Below are 25,463 nucleotides of genomic sequence, written 5' to 3'. Positions count from 1 at the left end.
CCGGCCTCGCCCTCGGCGCCCTGGCGGACACCCCCGGCCGGCCGGGGGTGTCCGCCCCCCGTACTAGATGTCGGTACCAGACGTCGGTACGCGATGTCCGTACGAGAGGGCGGTACCGCACGCCGGCACTAGCTGCCGATTCCGCCGATGACCTTGGCGAAGTCCGGTCCCACCGTCAGTGTCACCTCGCCCGGTGTCGCCTGGGCCGACGCCGTCGCCTTGGTGGCGCGCAGGTGGCCGGAGAGGACCTCGGCCTGGGTCGTCAGGCCGGAAGGGTAGGTGATCGTGGTCTTGTCGCTGGCCGGGGCGTTGCCGGTGGTGGTGACCGTGAAGCCGATCTTGCGCAGCTGCTCGGCGGCGGTGGCGGCCTGGCCGGGGGTGCCGGTGCCGTTGAGGACCCGGACGCGGACGGAGTGGGCGGTCACCGGGTTCTTTGCGGCGTCGGCGAGCTTCTGCTTCCCGGCGGCGCCGGTTTCGCGGTCATGGGCGATATCGCTGAACAGCTGGGTGGCCTCGGGGTACTGCCAGACCACATTGGCGTGGTCGGTGGGGACGTCGGCCTCGCGGTAGTAGTTCGGGACGGTGACGAAGGTCAGCCGGTCGCTGGGGATGTCCTTGACCGTGGAGGCGAGGCTGGTGAGGGCCGTCAGGCTCTTCAGATCCTGGTCGGTGGTGAGGGATTTGGTCACCGCGGTCAGGAAGTCGTAGAGCGCGCCCGGGCTGGCGAGCTTGTCCTGGGCCTTCTTGCCCAGCGCCTTCATGAACTCCTGCTGGCGCCCGATGCGTCCCAGGTCGGAGCCGTCGCCGACGCTGTAGCGGGTGCGCACGTACCCGAGCGCCTTCTCGTCCCGTACGGTCTGGCAGCCCGCCTCCAGGTCGAGATGGGCCTTCTTGTCATGGATGGCGTGCTTGGGGCAGACCTCGATGCCGTCCAGGGCGTTGACCATGCCCTTGAAGCCCTGGAAGTCGATCGAGGCGAAGTTGTCGATCCGCAGTCCGGTGTTCTGCTCGACGGTCTTGATGGTGCAGGAGGCGGCCTTGCTGACGCTGCCGCCGTCACCGCCGATGGAGAACGCCTCGTTGATCTTGAAGCTGTGCGGGGTGGACTTCGTACCGTCGCCGCGCGTGCAGGAGGGGATCGGCACATACGAGTCGCGGGGGAAGGACAGCGCTGTCGCCCACTTGTGGTTGGCGGCGATGTGCAGCACCAGCAGCGTGTCCGACTGCATGGTGGTGAGGTTCTTGCCGTACTTGGCGTTGGCGCCCGCGCGGCTGTCGGAACCGACCAGCAGGATGTTCTTGGAGCCGGGGCTGAGGTTGGCCGGCCGGTCACCGTCGATCGCGATGTCCGCGCCGTGGATGTTGCCGTTCAGGTCGAAGTACGCCCAGACGCCGACGCCGGCCGTGGCGAGCAGCGCCACGCCGAGCACCCCGCCGGTCCAGGCGAGGATCCGGCCGCGCCGGGTCATCCGGACCTTGCCGGCGCGCCGCGACCGCGCGTCCGCGGTGCCCTCGCCGCGCCGACGGGATCCCCTGCCCGAGCCGCGGGACGGGGTCGCGCCCTCGTCCGCGGACCCGGCCGCGCCGGAGTCACCGGAGCGCCCGGACCTCCCGGATCCGCCGTCGGGCCGTCGGACCCCCCTCAGTTGCTGGGTCTGCCTGTCATCCACGCCGGTGGCCCTTCTGGTCCTTCTGTCGTTCCGAACGGGAGGCGGACACGGCGCGGGCGGACGGGCCCGGGCGCAGCGGCCCGTGTCCCGTCAGATCCCGGCGCTCGGCAGCAGCCGTACGGACTCCGGGTCGTAGCGCTGCCACCGCGGCGGGGTGCCGCCGGGCACGGTGCGCAGTCGGCACCACACCTCGCCCTTCTCGTCCGTCCACCAGCCACTGATCCGCCCCAACTCCCAACTGCCGTCGGGGTATTGGACCTCCACGGGCTGATAGACCCATTGCACCTCCCCGTCCGGAGGCGGGCTGTCCCAGGTCAGGAGTCCGCACGTCGTCGCCATCTCCCCCTCCGGCCGCGCCTGTTGCGCATGTGTGGGTCGTCAGCCTACCGGCCGTTTCTACAGTCCTGTAGAAGTTGATCGGGAAGCCGACCGGTGTGCGAGGGATCACAGCACCGGGCACCGCGCGGGGCGAGTGGTACGGACGTACGGGGAGTACCTGGGCCAAGTGTGCACTCACAGCGGCGTTGCCGCCTTGAGAACGACGAAGAGGGCTACCGCCGCGTTCAGCGCGGACAGCGCGGAGGCGGCGGTGCCCGCGGCGGCGACCAGCGCGGCCAGGCCCGCCGGGGTCAGCGCGGGCGGCCAGCTGCGGGCCGGCGGTACGGGCGCCAGCAGCGCGGCCACCCGGCGCGGCACCGGCCCCGGTTCGGGCGCCGCGAAGTGTGCCAGCCCCGGATACGGGGCGGGACGGGCGATCAGCGCCGCCCTGCCCACCGCGCGGGCGGTCAGCCGCCGGTCGCCCACCGCCCGGGCCGCCTCCTCGTCCGCCCAGCGCTCGGTGCTGAAGGCGACCGCCGAACGCAGCGGAAGGAGCAGGGGGTTGACGCAGCTCGCGAGGCGTACGGCGAGGAGGTAGCGGTGGTGACGGCAGCGCAGATGGGCCCGTTCGTGCGCGAACAGGGCGCGCCGCTCGTCGTCGTCCAGGCTGCGCAGCATGCCGCGGGAGACCGCGATCCGTCCCGGGCGGCCGGGACGGCCCGGCCGCCCGGGGATACCGGGCACGGCGTAGGCGTATGCCTCGTCGTCCGGCAGTACCGCGGTGTCCGAGCCGCCCGGCAGCCCGGCCAGCGCGCGGTGGGTCCGGGCGAGGACGCGCAGATGCCGGCGCAGCGCCGCGGCGCACCCGGTCAGGGCGGCGGCCAGCAGGGGGATCGCGGCGGATCCGGCGATCTCCGCACCGGGAACCGCGGCCCGTACCGCCGGGTCCGACCAGCCGTCGGGCAGCGGATTGCCGGGCAATTGGGCCGTGCCGACGACCATCAGCAGCCCCAGGCACAGCGTGCTGCACAGGCCCAGGACGGCGGCGAGCAGGGTCAGCAGGCGGGTGCTGCCGCGGGGGTGCAGATGCTGCTCGGCGAGCCGGGCGATCGGCAGTGCGGTGAGCGGCAGCACCAGCGGCAGGAACACGAACACGCCCACCGGTCAGCCTCCGCGCGCTTCCCGGTCCGCGCCGGGGGCCGGATCCTCGGCGCCCGCGCGGTCCAGGAGGGTGCGCAGCAACTGTTCGTCATGGGCGGAGAGCGCGGAGACGAAGCTGGTCAGGACGGCATCGCGGTCCGGTTCGCCGTCCAGAACGCGGCGCATCCGCAGCGCGGCGAGCCCCGCCTCGTCGGCGGCGGGGGTCCATACGTAGGAGCGGCCGGCCCGTTCGCGGGTGACGGCGCCCTTGGCGTGCAGCCGGGACAGGATCGTCATGACGGTGGTGTACGCGAGGTCGCCGCCGAGCCGCTCCTGGACCCGGGCGGCGGTGGCGGGGCCGGGCGCGTGGTGCAGCGCGCCCAGCACCTGGGCCTCCAACTGCCCCTGCCCGCGCCGACGGGCGTTCCCGAAGGGCTTGCCTGCCATGTCGTCGCCTCCCGTCGCGCCGGACGTCCCGCCGGCCGGGTGCGCCGGGATCGTGACGTCGGGGCATCTTACTGAGACGGGCGGGGCGGACGGCCGTACATCGGGGCGGGGCGGAGACCGGACCGGATGAGGGCGGGGCCGGGGCGGGGACCGAGGCGGGGGCTCCTTCCCGCCGCCGAGCTCCGCGCCCCCGGCCCTCCCCTGGCTCCCCTCCCTCAGAGGTCGAATTCGCCCGGCGCGATGTCCAGCGCAAAGCACGCCTCGCGTACCACGGCCTGCTCGGTCTTGTCGAAGTCCCCGTCCGCGCCGCCGATGACGATGCCGATCTGGATCACCGCCCGCGCCTCGGCCGGCTTCTTCTGCACCTTGGCTATCTCCTGCATCACGGCGACCTTGCCGAAGTCGAAGTCGGCGGTGAGCTTGTCCAGATAGCCGTCGAAGCGGCGCTGGAGATCGTCGGCGGCGAAGTTCTGGAGCACCTCGTTGGTGGCGATCAGCTGCGCCACCCGTCGCCGTTCGCTCGGATCGATCGTGCCGTCCGCGGCCGCCACCAGGGCGCAGATCGCCATGCTCGCATCGCGGAAGGCGCCGCTCTTGAGGTCGTTCTTCTTGGCGATCAGCTGGTGCTGCATCGTCTGGGCGGAGTCCTTGATGCGGTCCCACAGGGCCATGGGTCTCTCCTTCGGTCATGTTCGGTCATGCAAATGGTCACGTGAAAGTAAAATCTACATCGTTGTAGAAGGTCGAGTACGGACGGCCTCGCCCCATGCGGCGCCCCGACTGCGGGGGTAATCGGCACCTATCAGGCGATTTACGTGGTTGGTGCGGGTACGGTGGAATCACCGAGGGAAAGTGGCATCGGATGCGGCATGAGATGCGGCATGGGATTCCGAGGTGAGCAACCATGCAGATCGTCTTGACCGTGGTCGTCCTGCTGGCGCTGATCGCGCTGGGCGCGGCCTTCATCTCGCGGCTCAACGGGCAGCAGGCGGGACGGATGGCCATCCACCACCACGCCGACCTGCACCCGCCGTTCCTGCACCGGACGCCCAGACGCCCCCAGGACGAGCCCCTCGCCGAACCGCCGGAGCCCCCGCCATCCACCCGCGGAGAGCCGCCCTGGAGGAGCGACACCCGGTGACCTCCGCAACCCGTCCCCCCGCCCCCTCGCCGCCCGAGTACGACGGGACCTCGCCCTTCCCCACCGCCGAGGCGGGCGCTCCGCCGACCCCCGGCCGCCGGATCTACGTCACGATCACCGGCATCATCGTCGTCGCGCCGTTCGTCGGCCTCGCCGTCGCCATCCCCCTTCTGTGGGGCAGCGTCGTCGGCCCCCTCGACCTCGTCCTCCTGGCCGTCTTCTACGCCGTCTCCGGCCTCGGCGTCACCGTCGGCTTCCATCGCGGCCTCACCCACGGCAGCTACACCGCCGCCCCCGCGCTGCGCATCGCGCTCGCCGTCGCCGGATCGCTCAGCTTCCAGGGCGACGTCATCGACTGGGTCGCCACCCACCGCCGCCACCACGCCTTCACCGACCGGCCCGGGGACCCGCACTCCCCCTACCGCTACGGCACCGGTCTGCGCGCCCAGCTGCGCGGACTGGTCCACTCGCATATCGGCTGGCTGTTCGGCGACGACCCCACCTCGCACCAGCGCTACGCCCCCGACCTCCTCGCCGACCCCGGCATCCGCGCCGTCGACCGCGCCTTTCCCGTCCTCTGCGCGGTCACCCTGGCCCTCCCGTTCGCACTGGGCTGGGCGATCGGCGGCTCCTGGGTCACGGGTCTGACCGCCCTCCTGTGGGCGGGCTTCATCCGGATCGCGCTCCTGCACCACGTCACTTGGAGCGTGAATTCCCTGTGCCATGTCATCGGCGAGCGGCCCTTCCGCACCCGCCGCCACGACCGGGCGACGAATCTGTGGCCGCTGGCCCTGCTCTCCTTCGGCGAGAGCTGGCACAACCTGCACCATGCCGATCCGACCTGCGCCCGGCACGGCGTCGACCGCGGTCAGCTCGATGTGTCCGCGGCCCTCATCCGGCTCTTCGAACGCGCCGGCTGGGTGTGGAACGTGCGCTGGCCGGATCCCGCCCGCCTCGCCGCCCGCCGCATCGAGGCGGGCTGAGATACGGGTACGACCAGGACCATATCCCTCCACCTACCTGTGCACCGGCAGGAGCACACCATGACCACCGCCCCCCTCGGGCCGTCCCTCCACGAAGCCCCCGAATCCCCCGCACCCCCCGAACCCGCGGCCCCTCCGCACCCCGAACCCCCGCCCGTGGCCCGGCTGGCCATCGCCCCGCCCGGCCCCGTCGTGCGGCGCATCGACGGCGCCTGGTGGCCGCACTCCACCGATCTGCTGATCGAACTGCCCGAACTTCTCCAGGCGTTGCCCTTCGACTGGCCCCGCATCACCCACGCCACCGTCAACGGCGCCGTCTGGTCCGCCCTGCCCAGCCGCATCCTCGTCGCGGACCATGTCGTCCGCCTGCGCCGCACCAGGATCCCCCGGCCGGGGCCGGACACCGTCTGCCTGGTCGCGGCCGGCCACGGCCGCTGGGACCTGCTGATCATCGCGCCGGAGACGCCGGAGGCCGAGGCGGTGGCGGCCATGGCCCGGATGACGCGGGAGGGGGCGGCGGGGGCGGAGCCGGGCTGATCCCGGTACGGCGGCGGGCGGACGGCCGCCGCGCGGCCGGCCAGGCGGCCGCGCAGCGATTCCAGGCCGTGTTCACCGCCGGGTCCCGCTGGGCCAACCGGATGGTGTTCATCGGAAGAACGCCGATGAGGGGGCGTCGGTCCTCGGATCCTCGCATTGCGTACTCATCATAAGAAAACGCAACAGATCTCCACCGATCTGGAGCGCTCCGATGCACCACCGATCCCGGCGGCCGTGCGCCCGCACGCCTCTCCCGCCGGGATCCGACCGAAAGTGAGGGGCCATGGCGGCGACCAAGGCCAAGGTCATGAAGTTCTGGGCGGTCTGCCTTGCCGTACTCGGCAAGCTGCTCGCGTCGTTGGGCGTTTCGGCCCACGCCTCGGCGGCCCGCCGGGAGGCCACGCTGGACGAGCGTGCCGCGCGCCCCGTGCCCCCCACCTTCGCCCGGCCGTGCACCGAGCGGCCCGCCCCCGCACCGGCCCGGGTGCCGCTCTACGGGCAACTCGGCCACGCACAGCGGAGGTTGCGCAGCCTCCAGCTGCCCCCGACCATCAAGCAGCGCCTGCGCGCCGAGGCCCACGGGGCCTCGCCCACCTCGCGCAGCCGGCTCGCCACCAGCGCCGAGCCGCTGCCCATCGTCCCCGCCGGGGCCGTGCTGCACACCAACGTCGGCCAGCACGAGATCCCCGCCGCCATCCCAGCGGCTCGAAGACGGGAGTACTCCGCCTGTCCCGCTTGACGTCGTACGGCCGAGGAGAGGCGGCCGGAACAGCGGGCGGCCCGGCGGTGTACCGCACCCGGTGCGGACACCGCCGGGCCTGTGTGTGCCCGGACCTCATGTCGTCACTTCCTGGCCTTCCCCAGCCTCACCAGCGCGAACAGGGCCTCCGCGGCGCCGACGACCGCCAGCACCAGACCCGCCTTGTGCAGCGAGACGACCGGTGTCTCCACCTGTTGGGTGGTCAGCCAGAGGACCACGCCGACGATCGCCAGGAAAACGCCGATCGCTATGTCCTTCATCGTTCCTCGTCCCCCTGGTGATGGCGGAGCTGCCGGTACGGACACCAGTGTTCCGCCCGCCCGGCGCTTTCTGATCATCCCCAGGGAGGTCGTTCCCGGCCGCACGCTGCCACTTTGTGTGTACGGCTTTCCGCGTACGGCCTTCTGCGACGCGTCGCGGTGCTCAGCCCGCGTTGACCGGGTTGACGTAGGTGCCCGGGTGGGTGGCGCCGCTCTGGTCCAGGAGGGCGCCGCCGTAGGGCCACTTGAGCTGGAAGTGCTTCTTCTCGTCGGGCGGGGTGACGGTCACCACGCCCGGCGCGATCTTCCTGTCGCCGGCGCTGGTCGAGGGGAGCAGCGTGAGGGTGAACGAGGTGTGTGCGCCCGGCTTCAGCCGCACGGCGACCGGCTTCTTGGCGGAGCGGCCCAGGTCCCAGGCGGTGCCGTCGGTGCCGGTGATCTGGACGCCCGGGAAGCCGCCGATGGTGCAGGTGCGGCCGCCGATGTTCTTCAGCCAGACGGTGGCGGTCTGCTGCTGGTCGGAGTTCATGTCCGGGCGGCCGCCGCCGTCGGCGCCCCAGCCGGCCTTCAGGGCGTCGGTGGTGCAGCGGGCGCCGACGGCCGGTCCCGCGGGGGACGCGTGCTGCGCCGCCGCGGTCCGCACGGTCTTCGCGGGGCCGGCCGGGGCGCCCCGGCCCTGCCCGCCCGACTCCTGGGAGGACGCGGCGGCGGACGGTGCGGCGGCGGACGGTGCGGCGGCGGCACCGGCCTTGCTGTCCTTGCCGTCGCAGGCGGCGAGCGCGGCCGCGGCGACCACGGCGATCAGCGTGGCGGCGGCGGTCTTGCGTCCGCGGTGGAGCGTGGTGTGGTGCGACATGGAGCCCCCTGGTGGCGTCAGACGTGCGGTCCGGTGCGGTCCGGTGTCCCGCTTCCGTGTCCACAAGGCTGGCGGCCGGGGTTGTTGATCCGCTAACACCTGGCTAACGCCGCGCCGCCCGGGGCGTCCCGGTTCAGATCACCAGCCGCTCCGGCATCGGCTGCTCGATCCCGTCCAGCTCCAGCGTGCACCGGGGGGTCGACGGCACCAGATGCGGTTCGCGCACCAGCACCCGGAACGGGTGGCTCGGCTCGCCGGGCAGTTCGCCGCACAGGACGTTCATGCCCCGGCTGTGTTCCTTGCGGTAGGCGACCACCTTGCCGTTGACCAGCAGTTCTATCTCGCCGTCCCGGCAGGGCCCGACGTTCACGGTGATCGAATGGCCCAGCTGATCCATGTGGAAGTGGTGGCTCCGGCTCATGACGCGCCTCCCGTATCCCGTATCGCCGCACCTCCGTGCGAGCGCGCACGTACATCCAGGGTAAAACGGGCATAAAGGAAACCCGTGGTGGGCCGCCCCACCGCCCGTGACCAGCGGGAAGGCCGTCCCGTCGGCCGCATATCCCCACCCGTCCCCAAGGAGGACAATTGCACTGAAAGGGTGTGCGGGAGGTGGCGATGAACGGTTCGGCGAAGGGTTCGGCGCACGGTCCGGCGGACGGCCGGACCAGCGGCGCCGCGGGCGGCTCTGCGGGCGGTCCGGCGGGCGGCTCGCTGGGCGGCTCGATCCGGCTCGGGCAGGTGGTCGGGGTGCCGCTGCGGATGCACTGGAGCGTGCCGCTGCTGGTGATCCTCTTCGCGTACGGGCTCGGCCGTCGCACCCTGCCCGTGTGGAGCCCCGGGCGCCCGGCCGTCGTCTACGCGGTGGCCGGAGTCGCGGGCGCCGCCCTGCTCATGGGCAGCCTGGTGCTGCACGAGACGGCACACGCCGCCACCGCCCGGCGCAAGGAGATCTCGGTCGAGGACGTGACGCTGTGGGCGCTGGGCGGGATGACCCGGATGGGGCGGCCCAAGACCGCCGCGGCGGCCTTCCTGGTGGCCATCAGCGGGCCGCTCACCAGCCTCGTCCTCGGCGGCGCCGCCCTGGGCGCGGGCATCGGACTGCACGTCGTGGGCGGCTGGGCCGAGATCCCCGCCGTCGTCCTGCTCTGGCTCGGCTGGGCCAACCTCTTCCTCGGCCTGTTCAACCTCCTGCCGGCCGTACCGCTCGACGGCGGCCGGGTGCTCCAGGCGCTGCTGTGGTGGCGCATGAAGGACCGGGACCGCGCCGATCTGACCGCCTCCCGCGGCGGCCAGATCACCGGGGTGCTGATGGCGGGCGCCGGCTGGGTGCTCCTGCTGCGCGGGGCGCCGGTCGGGCTGTGGATCGTCTTCCTCGGCCTGTTCGTCACGGTCGTCGCCGGCACCGAACGCCGGCACGCCGGCCTGCACTCCGCGCTGCGCGGCATCCGCGTCGACGAGGCGATGACCGCACCCGTCGCGACCGGCGCCGACTGGCTCACCATCCAGCAGTTCATCGACGAGGTGGCCGTGCACTCCCGCCACTCCGCGGTGCCGCTGCTCGACTTCGAGGGGCGCCCCAGCGGCATCGTGCAGATCCGCCGGCTGGCCGGGGTCCCGGCGGAGGCCCGCGCCTCCCTGCGCGTGCGCGAAGTGGCCGTCCCGCTCTCCCAGTGCGCCGTCGCCGCACCGGACGACCCGCTGGCCGAGGCCCTCGACCGGGTCAGCCTGCGCACCGGGATGCGGATCCTCGTCGTCGACGCGGGGCATCTGGTCGGCATCGTCACCGGCAAGGACGTCTCCCGGATGATGCAGCGGCACAGCCTCGGCGGCGGGGCGCGGGGTGTGGACGGGTGAGGGGCGGCGATACGGCGATGCGCTATGTGACGGTGACCGCCCTCAGCCACACCGGGCTGATCCGCGACCGCAACGAGGACAGCCTGGTCGCCGGTCCCTGGACGCTGTGCGGCACGGTCACCGAGAACCCCCAGACCCTGGTCTTCCCTCTCGTCCACCCGCTGGTCATCGCGGTCGCCGACGGGATGGGCGGCCAGCCCGGCGGCGAGGTGGCCAGCGAGCTGACGGTCCGTCAACTCTCCGTCGTGGGCGCCACGCTGAACTCCGAGGAAGCGCTGCGCAACGCCCTGCACGTCTGCAACGAGGCGGTCTACGCGGCCGCCGAGCGCAACCCGGCCCTGGCCACCATGGGCACCACCGTCGCCGGCGTCCTCGTGCTGCCCGAGACCGTCCTCGCCTTCAACGTCGGCGACAGCAAGGTCCTCAGCGCCACCCCCACCGGCCTGCGCCAGCTGAGCGTGGACGACAGCCCGCCGCTCGCCCCCGGCCGCCGTACCACCTCCCTGATCACCCAGTCCCTGGGCGGCGCCACCACCTTCACCCCCGTCACCCCGCACATCACCCCCACCCCCCTGTCCCTGACCGACCGCTACCTGGCCTGCACCGACGGCCTGACCGACCCGGTGCCGGAGGAAGCGCTCGACGAACTGCTCCAGGCCCACGGGGGTAACAACGGCAAGGCCGCCTTCGAACTGTGGAAGGCGGCCATCGAGGCGGGCGGCCCGGACAACATCACGCTGGCGCTGGTCGAGATCGGGGAGTGAGCGCGGGGTGTTCGGGCCGGGGCACGCAGCGGGGCCCGCCCGCAACCACCGGTCGCGAGCGGGCCCCGAGCGTGCCGTTGTGCCGGGGACTACGCCTTGAAGCCGTAGTCCATCAGCTTCTTGGCGGACGCCGTGCGGGCGGCCACCGAGGAGTCGGCGAGGACCGTGCCGATGATGGTCTTGCCGTTGCGGGTGGCGGCGAAGACCAGGCAGTACTTGGCCTCGGGGCCGGATCCGGTCTTGACGCCGATGGTGCCGGAGTAGCTGCCGAGCAGACCGTTGGTGTTGGTCCACTCCATGTTGCGGTAGCCACCGTTGCTGGTGGTGACCTTCTGCGTGGTCGACTTCGTCTTCACGACCGTACGGAAGGTGGAGTACTTCATCGCGCTGCTGGCGAGTTTCGTCAGGTCGCGCGGCGTCGAGTAGTTCGCACCCTTCCCTATGCCGTCGAACGAGTCGAAGTGGGTGTTCGTCAGGCCCAGGCTCTTGGCGGTGGAGTTCATCTGGCCGATGAACGACTTCACCCGGGCGTCGCGCGTGCTGCCGGTGCCGAACTTGTCGGCCAGCGCGTAGGCGGCGTCGCAGCCGGACGGGAGCATCAGCCCGTACAGCAGCTGTCGGACCGTCACCTTGTCGCCGACGATCAGCTTCGCCGACGAGGCCCAGTTGTTGTTGACGATGTAGTCGCTGTACGCCTTCTGGACCGTGACCTTGGAATCCAGGTCGAGGTTCTTCTGCGCGAGCACCACCCGCGCAGTCATGATCTTGGTGGTGGAGCCGGTCGAGCGCCGGGTGTCCGCAGCCTTGGTGTAGAGGCTCTTGCCCGTGCCGTTGTTCATCGCGAACCCGCCCGCGGCGGTGATCGTGGGCGCCGCGGCCGTGGTGGCCTGCGCCGGAGCGGCGAAGGCCCCGGCCGAGAGGACGGCTGACGCGGCGACGGCCACGGCGGTCGCGCGACGAATGCCCTTAATGCCGATTTTCAATCGATTACTCCAAATACCCCTGCAGCGAGGTCACATGCAGTGCGGTCACATGCAGTGCGGACACATGAGGGTGCCGCATGCTGGTGAGACGCTTGGGGCCGGGCGATGGATGCGCGCCGCGCGGAGATTTTTCGGAGGAACCTGTTCTCCGTCCCGAACGTCTTCCGTCCAGTTGGCGTAGACGGCCGTGGAGGCATCCGGTGGAGCACCGCATATTGGGGGAGCGCTACGAGCTGGTGGAGCAGCTCGGGCAGGGCGGAATGGGTACGGTCCACCGGGCCGTCGACCACCGGCTGCGGCGCACCGTCGCCGTGAAGACCCTCTCCGCCGAGCTGGCGCTGCAACCGGAGTTCCGCTCCCGCTTCCAGCGCGAGGCGCATGCCGCGGCCGCGCTCAACCACCCCGGTGTGGCCACCGTGCACGATGTGGGCGAGGACCGCGCCGACGGCGCCGTCGAGCCGTATCTGGTGATGGAGTACGTCGAGGGCCGCACCCTGAGCCAGGTGCTGCGCGACGGGGCGATGCCGGTGGCGCAGGCCGTCGGGATCGCCGGGCAGGTGCTGGACGCGCTGGAGCACAGCCACAAGCACGCCATCGTGCACCGCGACATCAAGCCCGCCAATGTGATGCTGACCGCCACGGGCGCGGTCAAGGTCGTCGACTTCGGCATCGCCAAGGCGCTGAGCGAGATGGCCACCCGGCTGACCGGGACCGGCGTGGCCGTCGGCACCCCCGCCTACCTCGCCCCCGAGCAGATCAACGGCCAGGAGACCGACCACCGCACGGATCTGTACGCGGTCGGCTGCCTGCTCTACGAGCTGCTGACCGGCCGGCCCCCGTACACCGGTGACTCGCCCTTCGTCGTCATGCACCAGCACTTGGCCGCCGAACCGGTGCCGCCCTCCCGCCTGCGACCGGAGCTGCCGCCCGCCCTGGACGCGCTGATCGCGACGGCGCTGCACAAGGATCGCGAGGACCGGTTCGCGGATGCGTCCGCCATGCGGGCGGCCCTGGACGAGGCCGGGACCGGGGGCGCCGCCGAGGCCGCCGCGACCGCCCCGGCTCCTGCCCCGGTACGGACGCCGACCACGGTCGAACCGGCGGCCCCCTCCCCGGCGGCGCCCTCCCCGGTCCCCCCGTCCTCGCCCCCGCCCGCCCGCCGCCTGGCCAAGGTCGTCCTCCGCCCCACCGCCGAAGGCGGCGTCGCCGTCCTCGGCTGCGTCCTCTCCCTGGCGATCTCCCGTACGGACATGATCGAGGTCGGCCGCTTCCACCAGGTCGCCCTGCTCGCCGCCGTGGCCGGGGCGGTGGCGCTGCTGTGGTCCGCGCGGCTCGCCTGCGCCGTGGCCTGGGGCCCGGTCGCGGAGGCCGTCGCGGCCTGGTCCGAACTCTCCCGCGGCTCTGTCGGCTGGGACACCCACTATGTCGTCATCGCCCTGATCCTGGCCCTGGTCGCCGCCCTGTGCCTCGCCGCCGGCTGCCGCGACGACCGGGCCGGCGGCTTCGCGCTGGTGGCGTTCTGGTTCACGGCCCTGACCTCCGTCTGGTTCTTCCTCGACGATCTGCACAAGATCGGGGTCTTCTACGTGCTGCTGCTCGGCGTGACCCTCGCCGTGGGAGCCCAGGTCCTCAAGGCCCGTACCCGGCCGACCGGTTCCGCCGCGCCGTAATCCGGGGAATGCGCCGTAACCTGGAGAAATGGACGACGGTTCGGTCACGTTGTCCCTGTGCGGCGATGTGATGCTCGGGCGCGGCGTCGACCAGATCCTTCCGCATCCGGGGGATCCGGCGCTGCGGGAGGGCTACGTCCGCGACGCCCGGGTGTATGTCGAGCTGGCGGAGCAGGTCAACGGCCGCATTCCCCGTCCCGTCGGCTTCTCCTGGCCGTGGGGCGAGGCGCGCGCGGTGCTCGATGCGGTCGCGCCCGGGGCGTGGGTGATCAATCTGGAGACCAGCGTCACGCGGCACGACACCTACGCGCCGGGGCGGGGGATCCACTACCGGATGCATCCGGCGAACCTCCCAGCTCTGGCCGCGGGCCGTCCCGATGTGTGCGTCCTGGCGAACAACCACGTCCTGGACTTCGGCCCCGACGGGCTGGCGGAGACCCTGGCCACCCTGGCGGGCGGGGGGCTGCGGACGGCGGGGGCGGGCGGCGACGCCGAGGCGGCGACGCGACCGGGGATCGTGCCCCTCGACGGCGGGCGCCGGGTGCTGGTCTTCTCGTTCGGGATGCCGTCCAGCGGGATCCCGCGGACCTGGGCCGCGACCGCCGGGCGCGGCGGGGTGGCCTTCGCCGCCGGGCCGACGGACGTCGCCGCGGCCGAAGTCGTCGAGCGGGTACGGCGGGTGAAGCGGCCGGGCGATGTGGCGGTGGCCTCGGTCCACTGGGGGTCCAACTGGGGCTATGCGGTCTCCCGCGAGCAGATCGCCTTCGCCCATGCGCTCGTCGACGGCGGCGTGGACGTCGTCCACGGGCATTCCTCGCACCACCCGCGCCCCCTGGAGCTCTACCGGGGCAGGCTGATCCTCCACGGGTGCGGCGATTTCATCGACGACTACGAGGGCATCACCGGCTTCGAGCGCTACCGCGACGATCTGCGCCCGCTCTACCTCGCCACGCTGGACCCGGACACCGGCCGTCTCCACGAACTGCGGATCGTCCCGCTCCAGGCCCGGCAGATGCGGCTGCGGCACGCCTCGGCCGCGGACCGGCAGTGGCTGGGGGCGCTCTTCGACCGGATGGCGGAGGGCTTCGGGCCGTGCGGCGCGCAAGGGGGCCCGGACGACGCGGGGGCGGAGGGTGCGCTCACCCTCCGCCCCGCGGCGGCCTGACGGAAGGGCCTCAGCGGCCCGCAATGGCCTCCGCCAGCGCCAGGATCCGGCGGGCGTCCTCGACATGCAGGTTCTCGATCATCCGGCCGTCGACGGTGACCACCCCGCGTCCCTCGCGGGTGGCCAGCTCGAAGGCGTCGATGACCTTCCGGGCGTGCGCGATCTGTGCGTCCGACGGTGCGAAGACCTCGTTGCACGGGGCGACCTGCCCGGGATGGATCAGCGTTTTGCCGTCGAAGCCGAACTGCCGCGCCTGCACGCATTCGGCCTCGAAGCCCGCCAGGTCCTTCACGTCGTTGTAGACGCCGTCCAGGATCGCCTTGCCGGCGTCCCGGGCGCCCAGCAGCGCCAGCGACAGTCCGGTCAGCAGCGGCGCCCGGCCCGGGACGTGTTCGGCGTGCAGCTCCTTGGCCAGGTCGTTGGTGCCCATCACCAGGACCGTGAGCCGTTCGCTGGCGGCGGCCACCGCACGGGCGTCCAGCATGGCCCGCGGGGTCTCGACCATCGCCCAGATCGCCGTGTGGTCGGGGGCGCCGGCCGCCTCCAGCGCCCGTTCCACCTCCCGTACGGTCGCGACGGAGTCCACCTTGGGCACCACGACCGCGTCCGGGCCGGCCTCGGCGGCGGCCCGCAGGTCGTCGGCGTGCCAGGCGGTGCCCGGCCCGTTGACCCGGATGGTCAGCTCGCGGTGGCCGTACTCCTTCGAGGCCGCGGCGGCCGCGACCCGCTCCCGGGCCTCGGCCTTGGCGTCGGGGGCGACGGCGTCCTCCAGGTCGAGGATCAGCGCGTCGGCGGGAAGGGACTTGGCCTTCTCCAGGGCGCGCTCGTTGGCGCCCGGCATGTACAGGACGGAGCGGCGCGGCCGCAGGGTCGCGTCGGACATGGCGTTCCTACTCCTCGTTCGCGGCCGCGTAGGCGGCGCGCAGCTCGGGGTCGCGGGCGGCCAGTGCATCGGCGAGCCCGACGACCACCTGGCACTGCTTGTACGTGGCGTCGTCCTGCATCTTGCCGTCGATCATCACCGCGCCGGTGCCGTCGCCCATGGCGCCGATGACCTTATGGGCCCAGGCGACCTCGGCCGGTTCCGGCGAGAAGACCTTCTTGGCGATGCCGATCTGCACCGGGTGCAGGCTCCAGGCCCCGACGCAGCCCAGCAGGAAGGCGTTGCGGAACTGGTCCTCGCAGGCGGTGGTGTCCTTGATGTCCCCGAAGGGGCCGTAGTACGGCAGGATGCCGTGCGCGGCACAGGCGTCGACCATCCGCGCCAGGGTGTAGTGCCACAGGTCCTGTTGGAAGGTGGCGCGCGGCGCGGTGCCGTCCGGGCCGTGCGGGTCCTCCCGTACGAGATAGCCGGGGTGGCCGCCGCCGACGCGGGTGGTCTTCATCCGGCGGCTGGCTGCCAGGTCGGCCGGGCCGAGCGAGATGCCCTGCATCCGGGGGCTGGCCCCGGCGATCTCCTCGACGTTGGCGACGCCGGTGGCGGTCTCCAGGATGGCGTGGACGAGGATCGGCCGCCGGACACCGGCCTTCGCCTCCAGCTGGGCGAGCAGCCGGTCGACGTAGTGGATGTCCTCGGCGCCCTCCACCTTCGGCACCATGATCACATCGAGCTTGTCGCCGATCTCGGTGACCAGCGTCAGCAGATCGTCCAGCGCCCAGGGCGAGTCCAGGCTGTTGATCCGCGTCCACAGCTGGGTGTCGCCGAAGTCCGTGGTCTTGGCGATCTCCACCAGGCCCGTCCGGGCCGCCTCCTTGCGGTCGGCGGCGACGGCGTCCTCCAGATTGCCGAGCAGCACGTCCACGGTGGGGGCGATGGACGGCACCTTGGCCGCCATCTTCGCGTTGCCCGGGTCGAAGAAGTGGATCATCCGGGAGGGTCGGAACGGCACTTCCCGCACCGGCGTCGGCGCACCGACGGCCAAGGGGCGGAAGAAGTCCTTCGGAGAGCGCATGCAGTCTCCCTGGTCGGATCGAGGGGTGCGGCCCGCGGGGGCGTCCGCGGCGGCCATCCGGCCCACACTCTAGGCGCGCGGAGCCCGAAAGTTACCGGGCAGTATGTGTGCCGTTGCTCACGGACGGCGAGGTGGGCGGGGGTGGGCCACCCCCGTCACCCCCGCGACGGCGACCGCGCCCGCCGCGGCGAGGCACAGCCAGGCGAAGGCGTCGCCGATCACGTCGTACGGCGTGCCGACCCCGCGCACCGGCACCTGGGCCACCATCGTCTGCCGGCCGGTGGTGAAGTAGTCCGCGGTGGCCAGGACATGGCCCTGGTGGTCGAAGGCGGCCGAGACGCCCTCGGCGTCCTGCCGCACCACCGCATAGCCCGACTCGATGCCCCGCAGCGCGGCCTTCTGGGTGTGCGCGCCGCCGTACTCCCGCCAGTCGTGCGCGGGGACGAGCATGATGTCGGCACCGGCTCGCATCATCGCGGGGAAGTCGGCGTCGTAGCAGATGACATTGGCGATCCGGCCGTACGGGGTGTCCACGACCGGGACCTTGCCGTCACCGGGGGCGAACGGCTCGGAGCCCGGGATCGGATGGGCCTTCTGGTACGTCCACCGCACGGTGCCGTGCGGGTCGATCAGGGCCGTCTCGTCGCGGTCGGACCGCGGTCCCGCGGTGCCGTAGACCCGGACGCCGATCTCCAGATAGATCCGGGACCGGCGGGCCTGGTCCCGGGCCGCGGCGAGGGTCGCGTGCTCGTCCGCCGCCGTGGTCCTGACCGCCTCCTCCGGCCAGACGACGATCTTCGCCCCGGCGGTGGCCTCCCGCCGGGTGGCGGCCAGCAGGCTGTTCCGTACGGCGGTCATGGCCGGCCGGAGCGACGAGGCGGCGGCCGCGGCGATATCGCGCCCCGCACCGGCCGCCCGGGCGAACGCCGCCTTCTGCGCTTCGATCACCGATCGGTCCGCGGTGACCCCGGCGATCCGTACGGTCCGGGCCCGGTCGGGGGCGAAGGCGAGCCGCGCCCCGCCGCCGAGGTGGACGGCGAGCAGGACGGCGGCGCAGGTGACCACGGCGGAGCGCGCCGCGCGCCAGGAGGCGGTCTCCCAGACCCGGTTGACGACGGCGGCGACCCAGGCGATCAGGAACCCGATCCCGTACGCGCCGGTGACGGCAAGGACCTGGAGCAGCGGCAGATCGCCGTACTGGGTGACCGCCAGGGCGCCGTACGCGGTGCCGAACGGCGACAGCAGCGTGATGAGGAACTCGGCACCGGCGAGGGCCGCGGGGAAGGCCAGCAGCGACATCCACGGCCGCACCCGGCCCAGGAGCAGCCGGTCGAGCAGGAAGGGCAGGGCGAGCAGCGCGGCGAGCCCGGCCGCCCCCGTGAGCGTGAGGGGGCTGAACCCCATCTTCGACTCGAACAACCAGAACACCGCCGCGGCGAAGTGGGCCACCCAGACCCACAGGGCGCCGCTCCAGGCCCGGCCCGTACGGGCGAAGCGCAGCAGCAGCACCGGAAAGATCCAGGCCGCCGCGGCGATGTCCCAGCGCCCGCCGACGGCGAAGAGCTGCGCGACGGTGCCGAGGAGCAGCAGGGCGGGGCGGTGCCAAGTCCGAGGCACGGGGCGGTTGTTGGGCGTGGCGCCGAGGGCGTCTCTGGCGCGGGTGGTGGTCATGGGGTTCCTCCGGGATGGAGTGGGGTGGCGGTTGTGCCAGGGCGCCTACGGGCGCCGCGCGTCGGCGTCTCCGGTCGGGAATGACGCTAGGAGGGCGCAGGCACCGCACCCGTCGTCCTCGGTGCCGATCTGCCGCGGGCCCGCGCACCTTTGGATGCGTCCGGTGGGGCCTGTGCGGACGATCCGGCCGCGCCGTGCGGTCGCTAGCCTTGCCGCTCAGAGATGAACGGGCAGGGGAACGGCCGGGTGAACGGCCATACGGGCGGGCATATGTGGGCGGCGACGACAACGGCGGCGGTCCTGCGCCGCGCCCTGCGTCCGTTCGCCGGGCGGGCCTGGGCGGCCGACCTCGCCCTCGGCGGCGGGCTGACCGTCTTCGACATGGTGACCTTGCAGGCCAGGCACCCCGCACCGGGCCTGTTCGGCGTGCTGCTCTGGGGCGCGCAGACCGTTCCGCTCTTCTGGCGCCGCCGCTTTCCCCGTACGGTCCTGGGCGCCATGACCGCCCTCTTCGTGCTCTTCGAGGCGCTCGACCCGGTGGCGGGCAAGACGCCGGGACCGTATCTGCTGATCTTCGCCGTGTATGCGCTCGCCCGCTACGCCGCCCTGTCGGCGAGCCTGCCGGGGGCCGTTCTGTCCCTCCTCGCGGCGGTGGCGACGGACCTCGTCGGGGGCCGGTCCGGGCCGCCGCAGCTCGGTTCGCTGGAACCGATCACCGCGACCACCTTCGTCGCCTTCTACGGCGTCGCCTGGCTGCTGGGCCACGGGCGGCGGCGGATCGACACCCAGGCCCGCCGGCTGCGCGACCTCAACGACCGGCTCCGCGCCGAGCAGGAGATCAACGCCCGCCAGGCCGTCGTCGCCGAGCGGGCCCGTATCGCCCGCGACCTCCATGACGTGGTCGCCCATCACGTCAGCGCCATCGCCGTGCAGGCCCGCGCCACCGAGGAACTGCTGGCGGACGGCCCTCCGGACGGCCGCACGGGCGCGGCCCGGATCGCGGACACCGCCGACACCGCCCTGATCGAGATGCGCCGCATCCTCGGCCTGCTCGCCGCCGGGCGGGACGACCTCGCCCCGGAGCCGTCGCTGGCCCACCTGGACCGACTGATCGCGGCGGCGGAGGCGGCGGGCTGCCGGGTGACGGCCAGGCTGGGGGGACCGGTCGCCGAGGCAGGGCCTGACCAACCGTCCGCGGCCCGGATCCCGCCCGCGATCGAGATCTCCGCCTACCGGATCGTCCAGGAGGCCCTCACCAATGTCCTCAAACACGCGGGCCCCACGCACCTGCGGATCGCCGTACGCCACGACCCGGCCGCGTTGACGCTGGAGGTCGAGAACGGCCCACCGTCCCCCGGCCACCGCCCGGTCCCCGGTTCCGGCCGCGGTCTGCTCGGCATCCGCGAACGCGTCGCGGCGTTCGACGGCACCGTGCACGCGGGCCCGGAGCCGGGAGGCGGGTGGCGGCTGGCCGTCACACTTCCCCTCGGGAAACCGGGCGTTCGCGGCGTCGCCGAGTCGCCCGGCGCCCCTCTGAGCACGCCCGCCCCCCTCGGCACTTCCGCCCCCCTTCCATCCCCCGGACGAAAGACGCCCCCATGACCGCAGCGATCACGCGCGTGCTGCTCGCCGACGACCAGGAGATGGTCCGCGACGCGCTGCGCGCCGTCATCGACCGCCGCGACGACTTCACCGTCGTCGGTGCGGCGGCCGACGGCGAGCAGGCGGTCGCCCTGGCCTACGAACTCCGGCCCGACGTCGTCGTCATGGACGTCCGTATGCCCGGCATGACCGGCGTCGAGGCCACCCGGCGCATTCGTACCGGCTGGCCGCACCCCGGGCCGCCGCCCCGCATCCTCGTCCTGACCACCTTCGATCTGGACGACTATGTGCATGCCGCGCTGCGCGCGGGCGCCGCCGGCTTTCTGCTGAAGAACAGCCCACCCGGCCAACTCGCCCACGCCCTACGGGTGGTGGCCGACGGCGAGGCCATGCTCGCGCCGAGCGTCACCCAACGGCTCATCGGCGCCGTCACGGCCCTGCCCGCCGCGCTGCTGCCCGGCGCGCCCCGCCCGTCGACCGACCGCGAGCGGCTCGTCGACACCCTGACCGCACGCGAACTGGAGGTCCTCGTCCTGGTCGCACGGGGCCTGTCCAACCGTCAGATCGCCGACGACCTGGGCCTGACCCAGGCCACCGTCAAGAGCCGGGTCAACCGCATCCTGACCCGCCTCGGCCTGGACAACCGCGTCCAGGCCGCACTGCTCGCCCAGGAGGCGGGCCTGCTCGGGGACCGCTGAACCCACCGCCCATCCGAACCCCACAGCCGGATTCCGCGTGTCTCTTCGTCTATTCAAGTTTGACTAGCTGCTGTGCAGGCTATACCTTCCTCCTCCCGTACCGCCGGAGCCCGCGAACAACGGCCCACCACCCCAAGGAGCCCGAGTGACCCTCCCCTCTCTGCCCGCCACCGGCTACACCCCGACCGCCGAGGAACGCGCCGATCTGGACCGCTGGTTCGCCGCCTACGACGCCCACAGCGCCCGGCGCGACGTCGCGCGCATGGCCGATATGGCGGTGTTCCCCCTCAACCTCGTGAGCGACGACGCCGTCGGCAACGGCCGCTCCGCGCAGTGGGACCGCGAGCAGTTCATCGCGACCATGACGCAGGTGATGGGAGACGGCGGCGAGGACCTCGTCTTCGAGTCCACGCGCACGCCCGTCTTCCTCTCGCCCTCCATGGCGGTGGTCTTTACCGACTCGGCCATGACGACCGAGGGCCGCACCCAGCACCTTCGCTACGCCGACATCCTGATTCGGCGATACGGCGCCTGGGCGTTCCAGACCATGATCCAGAGCGGCTGGGGCGACCAGCTGTAACACCGATACCGGGGGCTTGAGCGGCACACCGAACCCCTCGCACCGCAATCCACACCCTGTGGACAGCGCTCCCCGGTCTCCGGATCAGGCCTCTTCCCCACCCGATCCGGCCGCCCCCTCCTCGAACGCCGCGAGCATCTCCCGGGACCAGGTCAGGCTGCCGTCCCGCAGATCGCTGATCACCCCTCGCAGCCAGCGCTCCTCGGCGTCGAGGACGGTGAGCAGGTACTCGTTCTCGATCAGCGTGATGCGCGGCAGTCCGGCCGGGGCTTCGGCGGACTGGCGCTCCAGGTCGGCACGCTGGGCGGCGAGTCGCGTCGCCCGCCGTTCCAGGATCGGCGCCACCTCGTCCGGGCTGAGCATGAGCATGTTCGACAGCGCCGCCGGGAACACGGGGAACTCCGCCTTCGGCACCGCCAGCATCTGCTCCAGCCACTCCCGGGTGACCTCCCGGCCCTCATCGGTGACCTCGTAGACGGTCCGCTCGGGGTACTGCTGGTCGCGCTCCGTCTGTCGGACGGCGATCAGCCCGCCGGCCTCCAGCCGCTCGATGGTGCGGTACAGCCCGGCCCGCTGGCCGACGTTGACCACCTGCTCCTTGCCCCACTGCTTGAGCAGTTGCTGGATGCCGTAGGGGTGCAGCGGCCGGTGGTGCAGCAGCGTCAACACGGTCAGGCCGAGCGGCGAGCTTTTTACGGAGGCGGCGGCGGAGGCGGTCATGACGGCATCGTAGTCAGCCCCAAACTAGTTGCACTGTTACTAGTTTCTTTGCAACTATGTTCCGGGGCGTCCCCACGACGCATCCACATCCAGACGCATCCACATCCGCATGTGTGTGACCCACGGGAGGGGCTATGAACGACAACGGCGGCCACGGCTCAGGTGTACGGACGGCACTGGTCATCGGGGGCGGAGTGGCGGGCCCGGTGATGGCGCTCGCACTGCGCAAGGCGGGCATCGAGGCGACGGTCTACGAGGCGTACCCCACCGCGGCGGACGGCGTCGGGGCCTGGCTGGGCCTGGCGCCGAACGGTCAGGCGGCACTGGCGACGGTCGGCGCCGACGCGGCGGTGCGGGCCATCGGGCAGCCGGTGCCCGGCATGGTGATGACGGACGGCGCCGGCAACCGCTTCGCCGGCTTCGGCGGCTTCCCGGAACTGCCCGCCACGCTGACGCTGCCGCGCGACCGGCTGTTCCGGGCGCTGACCGACCACGCGGTCGCCGCGGGCATCCGGTTCGCGTACGGAAAACGGCTGGTCACCGCCGAGGAGACGGCGGACGGCGTGACCGCCCACTTCGCCGACAACACCTCCGCCACCGCCGACATACTGATCGGCGCCGACGGCATCCGCTCCACCGTCCGTACCGTGATCGACCCGCATGCGCCCACCCCCGAGTACGGCGGCGTACTGAGCTTCGGCGGCCACGCGACGGTGGGCGGCGAGGCCGGGGCCGAACCGGGCGCCATGTACTTCGCGTTCGGCCGCGCCTTCATGGGCTACTGGCGGGGCCCGGACGGGCGGATGATCTGGTTCGCCGGACTGCCCGCGGACACCCCGCCGACCCCGGCCGACCTGGCCCGCATACCCCACGCCGAGTGGCTGAGCCGACTGCGTGAGCTGTACGCCGGCCATGTCCCGGGCGAGCGGCTGCTGCGGCACACCGGCCCCGACGAGCTGATGGCGGTCGGCCCGATGGAGCGCATGCCGTCCGTACCGCACTGGCATCGCGGCCGGATGGTGCTGGTCGGAGACTCGGTGCACGCCCCGTCCTCCAGCTCCGGGCAGGGCGCCTCGCTCGCCATCGAGAGCGCCGTCGAACTGGCCCGCTGCCTGCGCGATCTGCCCACACCGACCGAGGCGTTCGCCGCCTACGAGGCCCTGCGCCGCCCGCGCGTGGAGGCGATCGGCCGCAACGCCGCAGCCGTCAACAAGGTCAAAGCGGGCAAGACCGACGCCCCGGTACCGGCGTTCCCGGCCCCTGAGGACATGCTCCGGCCGCTCCACTTCCACCGGATCGCGTGGGAGGAGAGGGTGAATGTGGGGGCGAGTGGGGCGGTGAGCATCCCGACCTGACGGGGACCGGGAACGGCCGGTGGTGGGGACGCACGTCTCGGAAAGTGCGTCTCCCCAGTCGGCTGACCTGTCGGCGGCTCCCGTTCACGAGGGGCAGCGAGGCGCGAGCACATCAGCATCGAACGCGAAGCGGCAGGCCTCTAGGCCAGAACCTGACCTACATCATCCCTAACTTGGTCCCGTAGCGCGGAACAGGACCAAGAAAGGGCGAGCCCATGACCTCCACCGAGTCGACCACCCACACTCCGGCGCACGCGACGGCAGCCACCGGCGAGCGCGCAGACCTGTTGGGGATGCTGGCCAAGCACCGCCACATGCTGTGCTTCACCACCCGCGACCTCACCGACGAGCAGGCGGGCCTGCGCACCACCGCCAGTGAGCTGTGCCTGGGCGGCCTGGTCAAGCACGTCACCTCGGTGGAACGGAAGTGGGTCGATTTCATCCTGGAAGGCCCGGCCGCGATGGGCGACTTCACCACCATGACCGAGGCCGACTGGGCTCGTCGGGCCGACGATTTCCGCATGCTGCCGGGTGACACGTTGGCGGGTGTGCTGGACAATTACGCCGAAGTGGGGCGCCGGACCGACGAGTTGGTCGCCACCCTGCCCGATCTCGACGCCTCCCAGCCGCTGCCGAAGGCGCCGTGGTTCGAGCCCGGCGAGCGGTGGTCGGCCCGCCGGGTGCTGATGCACATCCTCTCCGAGACCGCCCAGCACTCCGGTCACGCCGACATCATCCGCGAATCCCTGGACGGCGCGAAGAGCATGGGCTGACCGGCGGCGCGTGGTGGCTCTTCGGGGCGGTGCCGGGCGCGGGCGATTCCCGGTCCGGGAGTGCCTGCTGGGGCCACCCTGCCGCCCCGCCACCTCATGGCCTTTCCCTGTCACGCGCACGGGCGGTTTAGGCGGAGTCATCCCTGATTGACCCCTTGGATGGGTAGGGCCCGGCTCGTATGCCGAAAACAGGGAGGAGGTGGACACCATGCGGAAGATCGCCATGAAGGCTCAGGTCGCGACGCGGAAGGACCGGCGGCCCGGCTACTACATCCATAAGTTCCAGGCCCCCACGTCCAAGTAAGCCGCAGGCGGCGGGGCCGTGACGTCGGCCCCGCCGTTCGCCGATTCACTCTCGCCCCGCTCTGTTCTCGCTGGAGTCGCCGTGCGTTTTCGTCGTGCCCGCTGCCTGACCTGCTATTGGCATGAAGGGGCGTTCGTGGTCCACCCCTATGCCGGCGGTGCGCCCGTCTCACTGCACCCCGCCGCGGCCGAGATTCTCTCCGCCTTCGAGGACTGGGCCACTGCTGCCGAAGCCACCAAGCTTCTCGACCACCTGGCCCCCGAGACCGTTGACGAAGCCGTCGACGCCTTTGCACACGGCGGAGTTCTGCTGGCCGAAGGCAGCGCCGAGGCCGGCCGTGACGAGGACATCGCCCGCGACTGGAGCGCCTGGGCGCCGGAGGCCCCCTTCCTCCACTTCGCGACGCAGAACGACTACCTCGACACCGAGGTCAACACCGAGGACGCAGACCGGGTACCCGACGCCGCTCAGCTGCCGCCGCTGTTCACCGCCTACCCCGACGCGATGCGACTGCCCCTGCCCCGTCGCCCCGCCGACCTGCGCGCCTCCTACGACCACGTTCTGTACAGCCGACGCACACATCGCGACTTCACCCGCGAACCGGTCGAACTGGAGACCCTGGCCGCCCTGTTGTCCACCGTCTTCGGGCCGGTGGATTTCGTCGACAGCGGCCACGGACCGCTCTACCGGCGCACCAGCCCCTCGGGCGGCGCACGCCAGGAACTCGATGCGTACGTCGGCATCCTCAACGTCACCGGCCTCGCCCCTGGCTGGTACCACTACAACGGCCTGCAGCACTGCCTGGAACTGCGCGCCGACGGGCTCACCTCCGCAGAGGCGGCTCATCTGTGTGCGGACCAGGAGTGGGCCGGGCACGCCGCGTTCCTCGTGGTGCTCGTCGCGCGGATGGAACGGCTCAGCGTGAAGTACCACACCCCGCGCTGCTACCGCGTGTGCCTGCTCAACGCGGGGCATCTCGGCCAGACGTTCGCGCTGACCGCTACCGCCCTGGGGCTCGGCCCTGCTCAGACAGGTGCGTTCAACGACGCACCGCTGGCCGAGCGTTGTGGCCTGGACAACGCCGGTCACGTCCCCGTGTACGCCCTGGCCGCCGGCCACCCTCATTCCAGGCCGCACAACGCCCCGACTCCGGTCACCATGACCGCTTTCCGGAGCACAGTTCTGGATGCGTGAATGCGTGGATGCGTAAGCGCGTGATGGCGGCACTGCCCACCCGTGCGGGGGACCGGCTTCCAG

At 72.2% G+C, this 25,463-nt stretch carries 27 protein-coding genes; 14 read left to right on the top strand and 13 right to left on the bottom strand.

Annotation, left to right across the window (positions count from 1 at the left end):
* Window positions 1-128: 128 nt before the first annotated feature.
* From B1H19_RS20640 to B1H19_RS20620, 5 genes are all read right to left on the bottom strand, one after another.
* Complete coding sequence (locus tag B1H19_RS20640; protein ID WP_083109767.1) at window positions 129-1,469, bottom strand: LCP family protein; 1,341 nt, start codon at window positions 1,467-1,469, stop codon at window positions 129-131.
* A 291-nt stretch (window positions 1,470-1,760) separates the two neighbouring features.
* Window positions 1,761-2,009: a hypothetical protein gene (locus B1H19_RS20635; protein WP_237289418.1), complete on the bottom strand. Its 249-nt coding sequence runs from the start codon at window positions 2,007-2,009 to the stop codon at window positions 1,761-1,763.
* 174 nt (window positions 2,010-2,183) lie between these two features.
* The gene (locus tag B1H19_RS20630; RefSeq protein ID WP_083106113.1) at window positions 2,184-3,149 is read right to left on the bottom strand and encodes a M56 family metallopeptidase; all 966 of its coding nucleotides are present in this window, start codon (window positions 3,147-3,149) and stop codon (window positions 2,184-2,186) included.
* 3 nt (window positions 3,150-3,152) lie between these two features.
* Window positions 3,153-3,575 carry a BlaI/MecI/CopY family transcriptional regulator gene (locus tag B1H19_RS20625; protein WP_083106112.1) on the bottom strand — a complete coding sequence of 141 codons (423 nt, stop codon included), beginning with the start codon at window positions 3,573-3,575 and terminating at the stop codon, window positions 3,153-3,155.
* 215 nt (window positions 3,576-3,790) lie between these two features.
* The gene (locus tag B1H19_RS20620) at window positions 3,791-4,246 is read right to left on the bottom strand and encodes a tellurite resistance TerB family protein (RefSeq protein ID WP_083106111.1); all 456 of its coding nucleotides are present in this window, start codon (window positions 4,244-4,246) and stop codon (window positions 3,791-3,793) included.
* Window positions 4,247-4,479: 233 nt separating this feature from the next.
* Between B1H19_RS20620 and B1H19_RS20615 the strand changes: the two genes are divergently transcribed.
* The 4 genes from B1H19_RS20615 (at window position 4,480) to B1H19_RS20600 (ending at window position 6,975) form a co-directional block, all read left to right on the top strand.
* Window positions 4,480-4,716 (top strand): hypothetical protein, encoded by a 237-nt coding sequence (locus B1H19_RS20615; RefSeq protein ID WP_083106110.1) that lies wholly within the window; start codon window positions 4,480-4,482, stop codon window positions 4,714-4,716.
* On the top strand, window positions 4,713-5,699 hold the full coding sequence (locus B1H19_RS20610) for an acyl-CoA desaturase (RefSeq protein ID WP_083106109.1): 987 nt from the start codon (window positions 4,713-4,715) through the stop codon (window positions 5,697-5,699). The genes B1H19_RS20615 and B1H19_RS20610 overlap by 4 nt, the downstream gene beginning before the upstream one ends.
* Window positions 5,700-5,759: 60 nt before the next feature.
* On the top strand, window positions 5,760-6,236 hold the full coding sequence (locus B1H19_RS20605; RefSeq protein ID WP_083106108.1) for a DUF5994 family protein: 477 nt from the start codon (window positions 5,760-5,762) through the stop codon (window positions 6,234-6,236).
* Window positions 6,237-6,519: 283 nt separating this feature from the next.
* Window positions 6,520-6,975 (top strand): DUF6344 domain-containing protein, encoded by a 456-nt coding sequence (locus tag B1H19_RS20600; protein ID WP_083106107.1) that lies wholly within the window; start codon window positions 6,520-6,522, stop codon window positions 6,973-6,975.
* 104 nt (window positions 6,976-7,079) lie between these two features.
* Here the strand turns inward: B1H19_RS20600 and B1H19_RS39300 are convergent, their stop codons facing one another.
* The 3 genes from B1H19_RS39300 to B1H19_RS20590 form a co-directional block, all read right to left on the bottom strand.
* Window positions 7,080-7,256, bottom strand: a complete 177-nt coding sequence (locus tag B1H19_RS39300) for a DUF5708 family protein (RefSeq protein ID WP_203237190.1) — start codon at window positions 7,254-7,256, stop codon at window positions 7,080-7,082.
* 163 nt (window positions 7,257-7,419) lie between these two features.
* Window positions 7,420-8,112: a DUF4232 domain-containing protein gene (locus B1H19_RS20595; protein ID WP_083106106.1), complete on the bottom strand. Its 693-nt coding sequence runs from the start codon at window positions 8,110-8,112 to the stop codon at window positions 7,420-7,422.
* A 133-nt stretch (window positions 8,113-8,245) separates the two neighbouring features.
* A complete protein-coding gene (locus B1H19_RS20590; RefSeq protein WP_044362941.1) occupies window positions 8,246-8,533 on the bottom strand; it encodes a hypothetical protein in 288 nt (95 codons plus the stop codon).
* Between the two features lie 293 nt (window positions 8,534-8,826).
* Here B1H19_RS20590 and B1H19_RS20585 point away from each other — a divergent pair, with 293 nt between their 5' ends.
* Window positions 8,827-9,969, top strand: a complete 1,143-nt coding sequence (locus B1H19_RS20585; protein WP_107426416.1) for a site-2 protease family protein — start codon at window positions 8,827-8,829, stop codon at window positions 9,967-9,969.
* A gap of 17 nt (window positions 9,970-9,986) precedes the next feature.
* Window positions 9,987-10,733: a PP2C family protein-serine/threonine phosphatase gene (locus B1H19_RS20580; RefSeq protein ID WP_083106105.1), complete on the top strand. Its 747-nt coding sequence runs from the start codon at window positions 9,987-9,989 to the stop codon at window positions 10,731-10,733.
* Between the two features lie 89 nt (window positions 10,734-10,822).
* Here B1H19_RS20580 and B1H19_RS20575 read toward each other — a convergent pair whose 3' ends face one another.
* On the bottom strand, window positions 10,823-11,716 hold the full coding sequence (locus tag B1H19_RS20575; RefSeq protein ID WP_083106104.1) for a D-alanyl-D-alanine carboxypeptidase family protein: 894 nt from the start codon (window positions 11,714-11,716) through the stop codon (window positions 10,823-10,825).
* Window positions 11,717-11,916: 200 nt separating this feature from the next.
* Between B1H19_RS20575 and B1H19_RS20570 the strand changes: the two genes are divergently transcribed.
* Both B1H19_RS20570 and B1H19_RS20565 read left to right on the top strand, forming a co-directional pair.
* Complete coding sequence (locus tag B1H19_RS20570) at window positions 11,917-13,386, top strand: protein kinase domain-containing protein (RefSeq protein ID WP_159028099.1); 1,470 nt, start codon at window positions 11,917-11,919, stop codon at window positions 13,384-13,386.
* A gap of 28 nt (window positions 13,387-13,414) precedes the next feature.
* Window positions 13,415-14,551 (top strand): CapA family protein, encoded by a 1,137-nt coding sequence (locus B1H19_RS20565; protein ID WP_083106102.1) that lies wholly within the window; start codon window positions 13,415-13,417, stop codon window positions 14,549-14,551.
* A 10-nt stretch (window positions 14,552-14,561) separates the two neighbouring features.
* Here the strand turns inward: B1H19_RS20565 and B1H19_RS20560 are convergent, their stop codons facing one another.
* From B1H19_RS20560 to B1H19_RS20550, 3 genes are all read right to left on the bottom strand, one after another.
* The gene (locus B1H19_RS20560; protein ID WP_203237189.1) at window positions 14,562-15,434 is read right to left on the bottom strand and encodes an HpcH/HpaI aldolase/citrate lyase family protein; all 873 of its coding nucleotides are present in this window, start codon (window positions 15,432-15,434) and stop codon (window positions 14,562-14,564) included.
* Between the two features lie 7 nt (window positions 15,435-15,441).
* Window positions 15,442-16,503 carry an HpcH/HpaI aldolase/citrate lyase family protein gene (locus B1H19_RS20555; RefSeq protein ID WP_083106101.1) on the bottom strand — a complete coding sequence of 354 codons (1,062 nt, stop codon included), beginning with the start codon at window positions 16,501-16,503 and terminating at the stop codon, window positions 15,442-15,444.
* Window positions 16,504-16,620: 117 nt separating this feature from the next.
* Window positions 16,621-18,174, bottom strand: coding sequence for a nitrilase-related carbon-nitrogen hydrolase (locus tag B1H19_RS20550; protein ID WP_083106100.1), 1,554 nt, complete (start codon window positions 18,172-18,174; stop codon window positions 16,621-16,623).
* A 222-nt stretch (window positions 18,175-18,396) separates the two neighbouring features.
* Between B1H19_RS20550 and B1H19_RS20545 the strand changes: the two genes are divergently transcribed.
* From B1H19_RS20545 to B1H19_RS20535, 3 genes are all read left to right on the top strand, one after another.
* The gene (locus B1H19_RS20545; protein WP_237289417.1) at window positions 18,397-19,776 is read left to right on the top strand and encodes a sensor histidine kinase; all 1,380 of its coding nucleotides are present in this window, start codon (window positions 18,397-18,399) and stop codon (window positions 19,774-19,776) included.
* Window positions 19,773-20,474 (top strand): response regulator, encoded by a 702-nt coding sequence (locus B1H19_RS20540; protein ID WP_083106098.1) that lies wholly within the window; start codon window positions 19,773-19,775, stop codon window positions 20,472-20,474. Before B1H19_RS20545 ends, B1H19_RS20540 begins: the two co-directional genes overlap by 4 nt.
* 145 nt (window positions 20,475-20,619) lie before the next feature.
* Complete coding sequence (locus tag B1H19_RS20535) at window positions 20,620-21,054, top strand: nuclear transport factor 2 family protein (RefSeq protein ID WP_083106097.1); 435 nt, start codon at window positions 20,620-20,622, stop codon at window positions 21,052-21,054.
* A gap of 84 nt (window positions 21,055-21,138) precedes the next feature.
* Here the strand turns inward: B1H19_RS20535 and B1H19_RS20530 are convergent, their stop codons facing one another.
* Window positions 21,139-21,774 (bottom strand): PadR family transcriptional regulator, encoded by a 636-nt coding sequence (locus tag B1H19_RS20530; protein ID WP_083106096.1) that lies wholly within the window; start codon window positions 21,772-21,774, stop codon window positions 21,139-21,141.
* 134 nt (window positions 21,775-21,908) lie between these two features.
* Between B1H19_RS20530 and B1H19_RS20525 the strand changes: the two genes are divergently transcribed.
* The 3 genes from B1H19_RS20525 (at window position 21,909) to B1H19_RS20515 (ending at window position 25,400) form a co-directional block, all read left to right on the top strand.
* Window positions 21,909-23,129, top strand: coding sequence for an FAD-dependent monooxygenase (locus tag B1H19_RS20525; RefSeq protein ID WP_083106095.1), 1,221 nt, complete (start codon window positions 21,909-21,911; stop codon window positions 23,127-23,129).
* 215 nt (window positions 23,130-23,344) lie between these two features.
* Window positions 23,345-23,902 carry a DinB family protein gene (locus tag B1H19_RS20520; protein ID WP_083106094.1) on the top strand — a complete coding sequence of 186 codons (558 nt, stop codon included), beginning with the start codon at window positions 23,345-23,347 and terminating at the stop codon, window positions 23,900-23,902.
* A gap of 385 nt (window positions 23,903-24,287) precedes the next feature.
* On the top strand, window positions 24,288-25,400 hold the full coding sequence (locus B1H19_RS20515; RefSeq protein ID WP_083106093.1) for a SagB/ThcOx family dehydrogenase: 1,113 nt from the start codon (window positions 24,288-24,290) through the stop codon (window positions 25,398-25,400).
* Window positions 25,401-25,463 lie beyond the last annotated feature (63 nt).

Origin of the sequence: Streptomyces gilvosporeus (genome assembly GCF_002082195.1) — a bacterium.
Classification (GTDB): Bacteria; Actinomycetota; Actinomycetes; order Streptomycetales; family Streptomycetaceae; genus Streptomyces; species Streptomyces gilvosporeus.
Note: the sequence above shows the minus strand (reverse complement) of the source record. Positions and strands in the feature narration are given on the sequence as shown.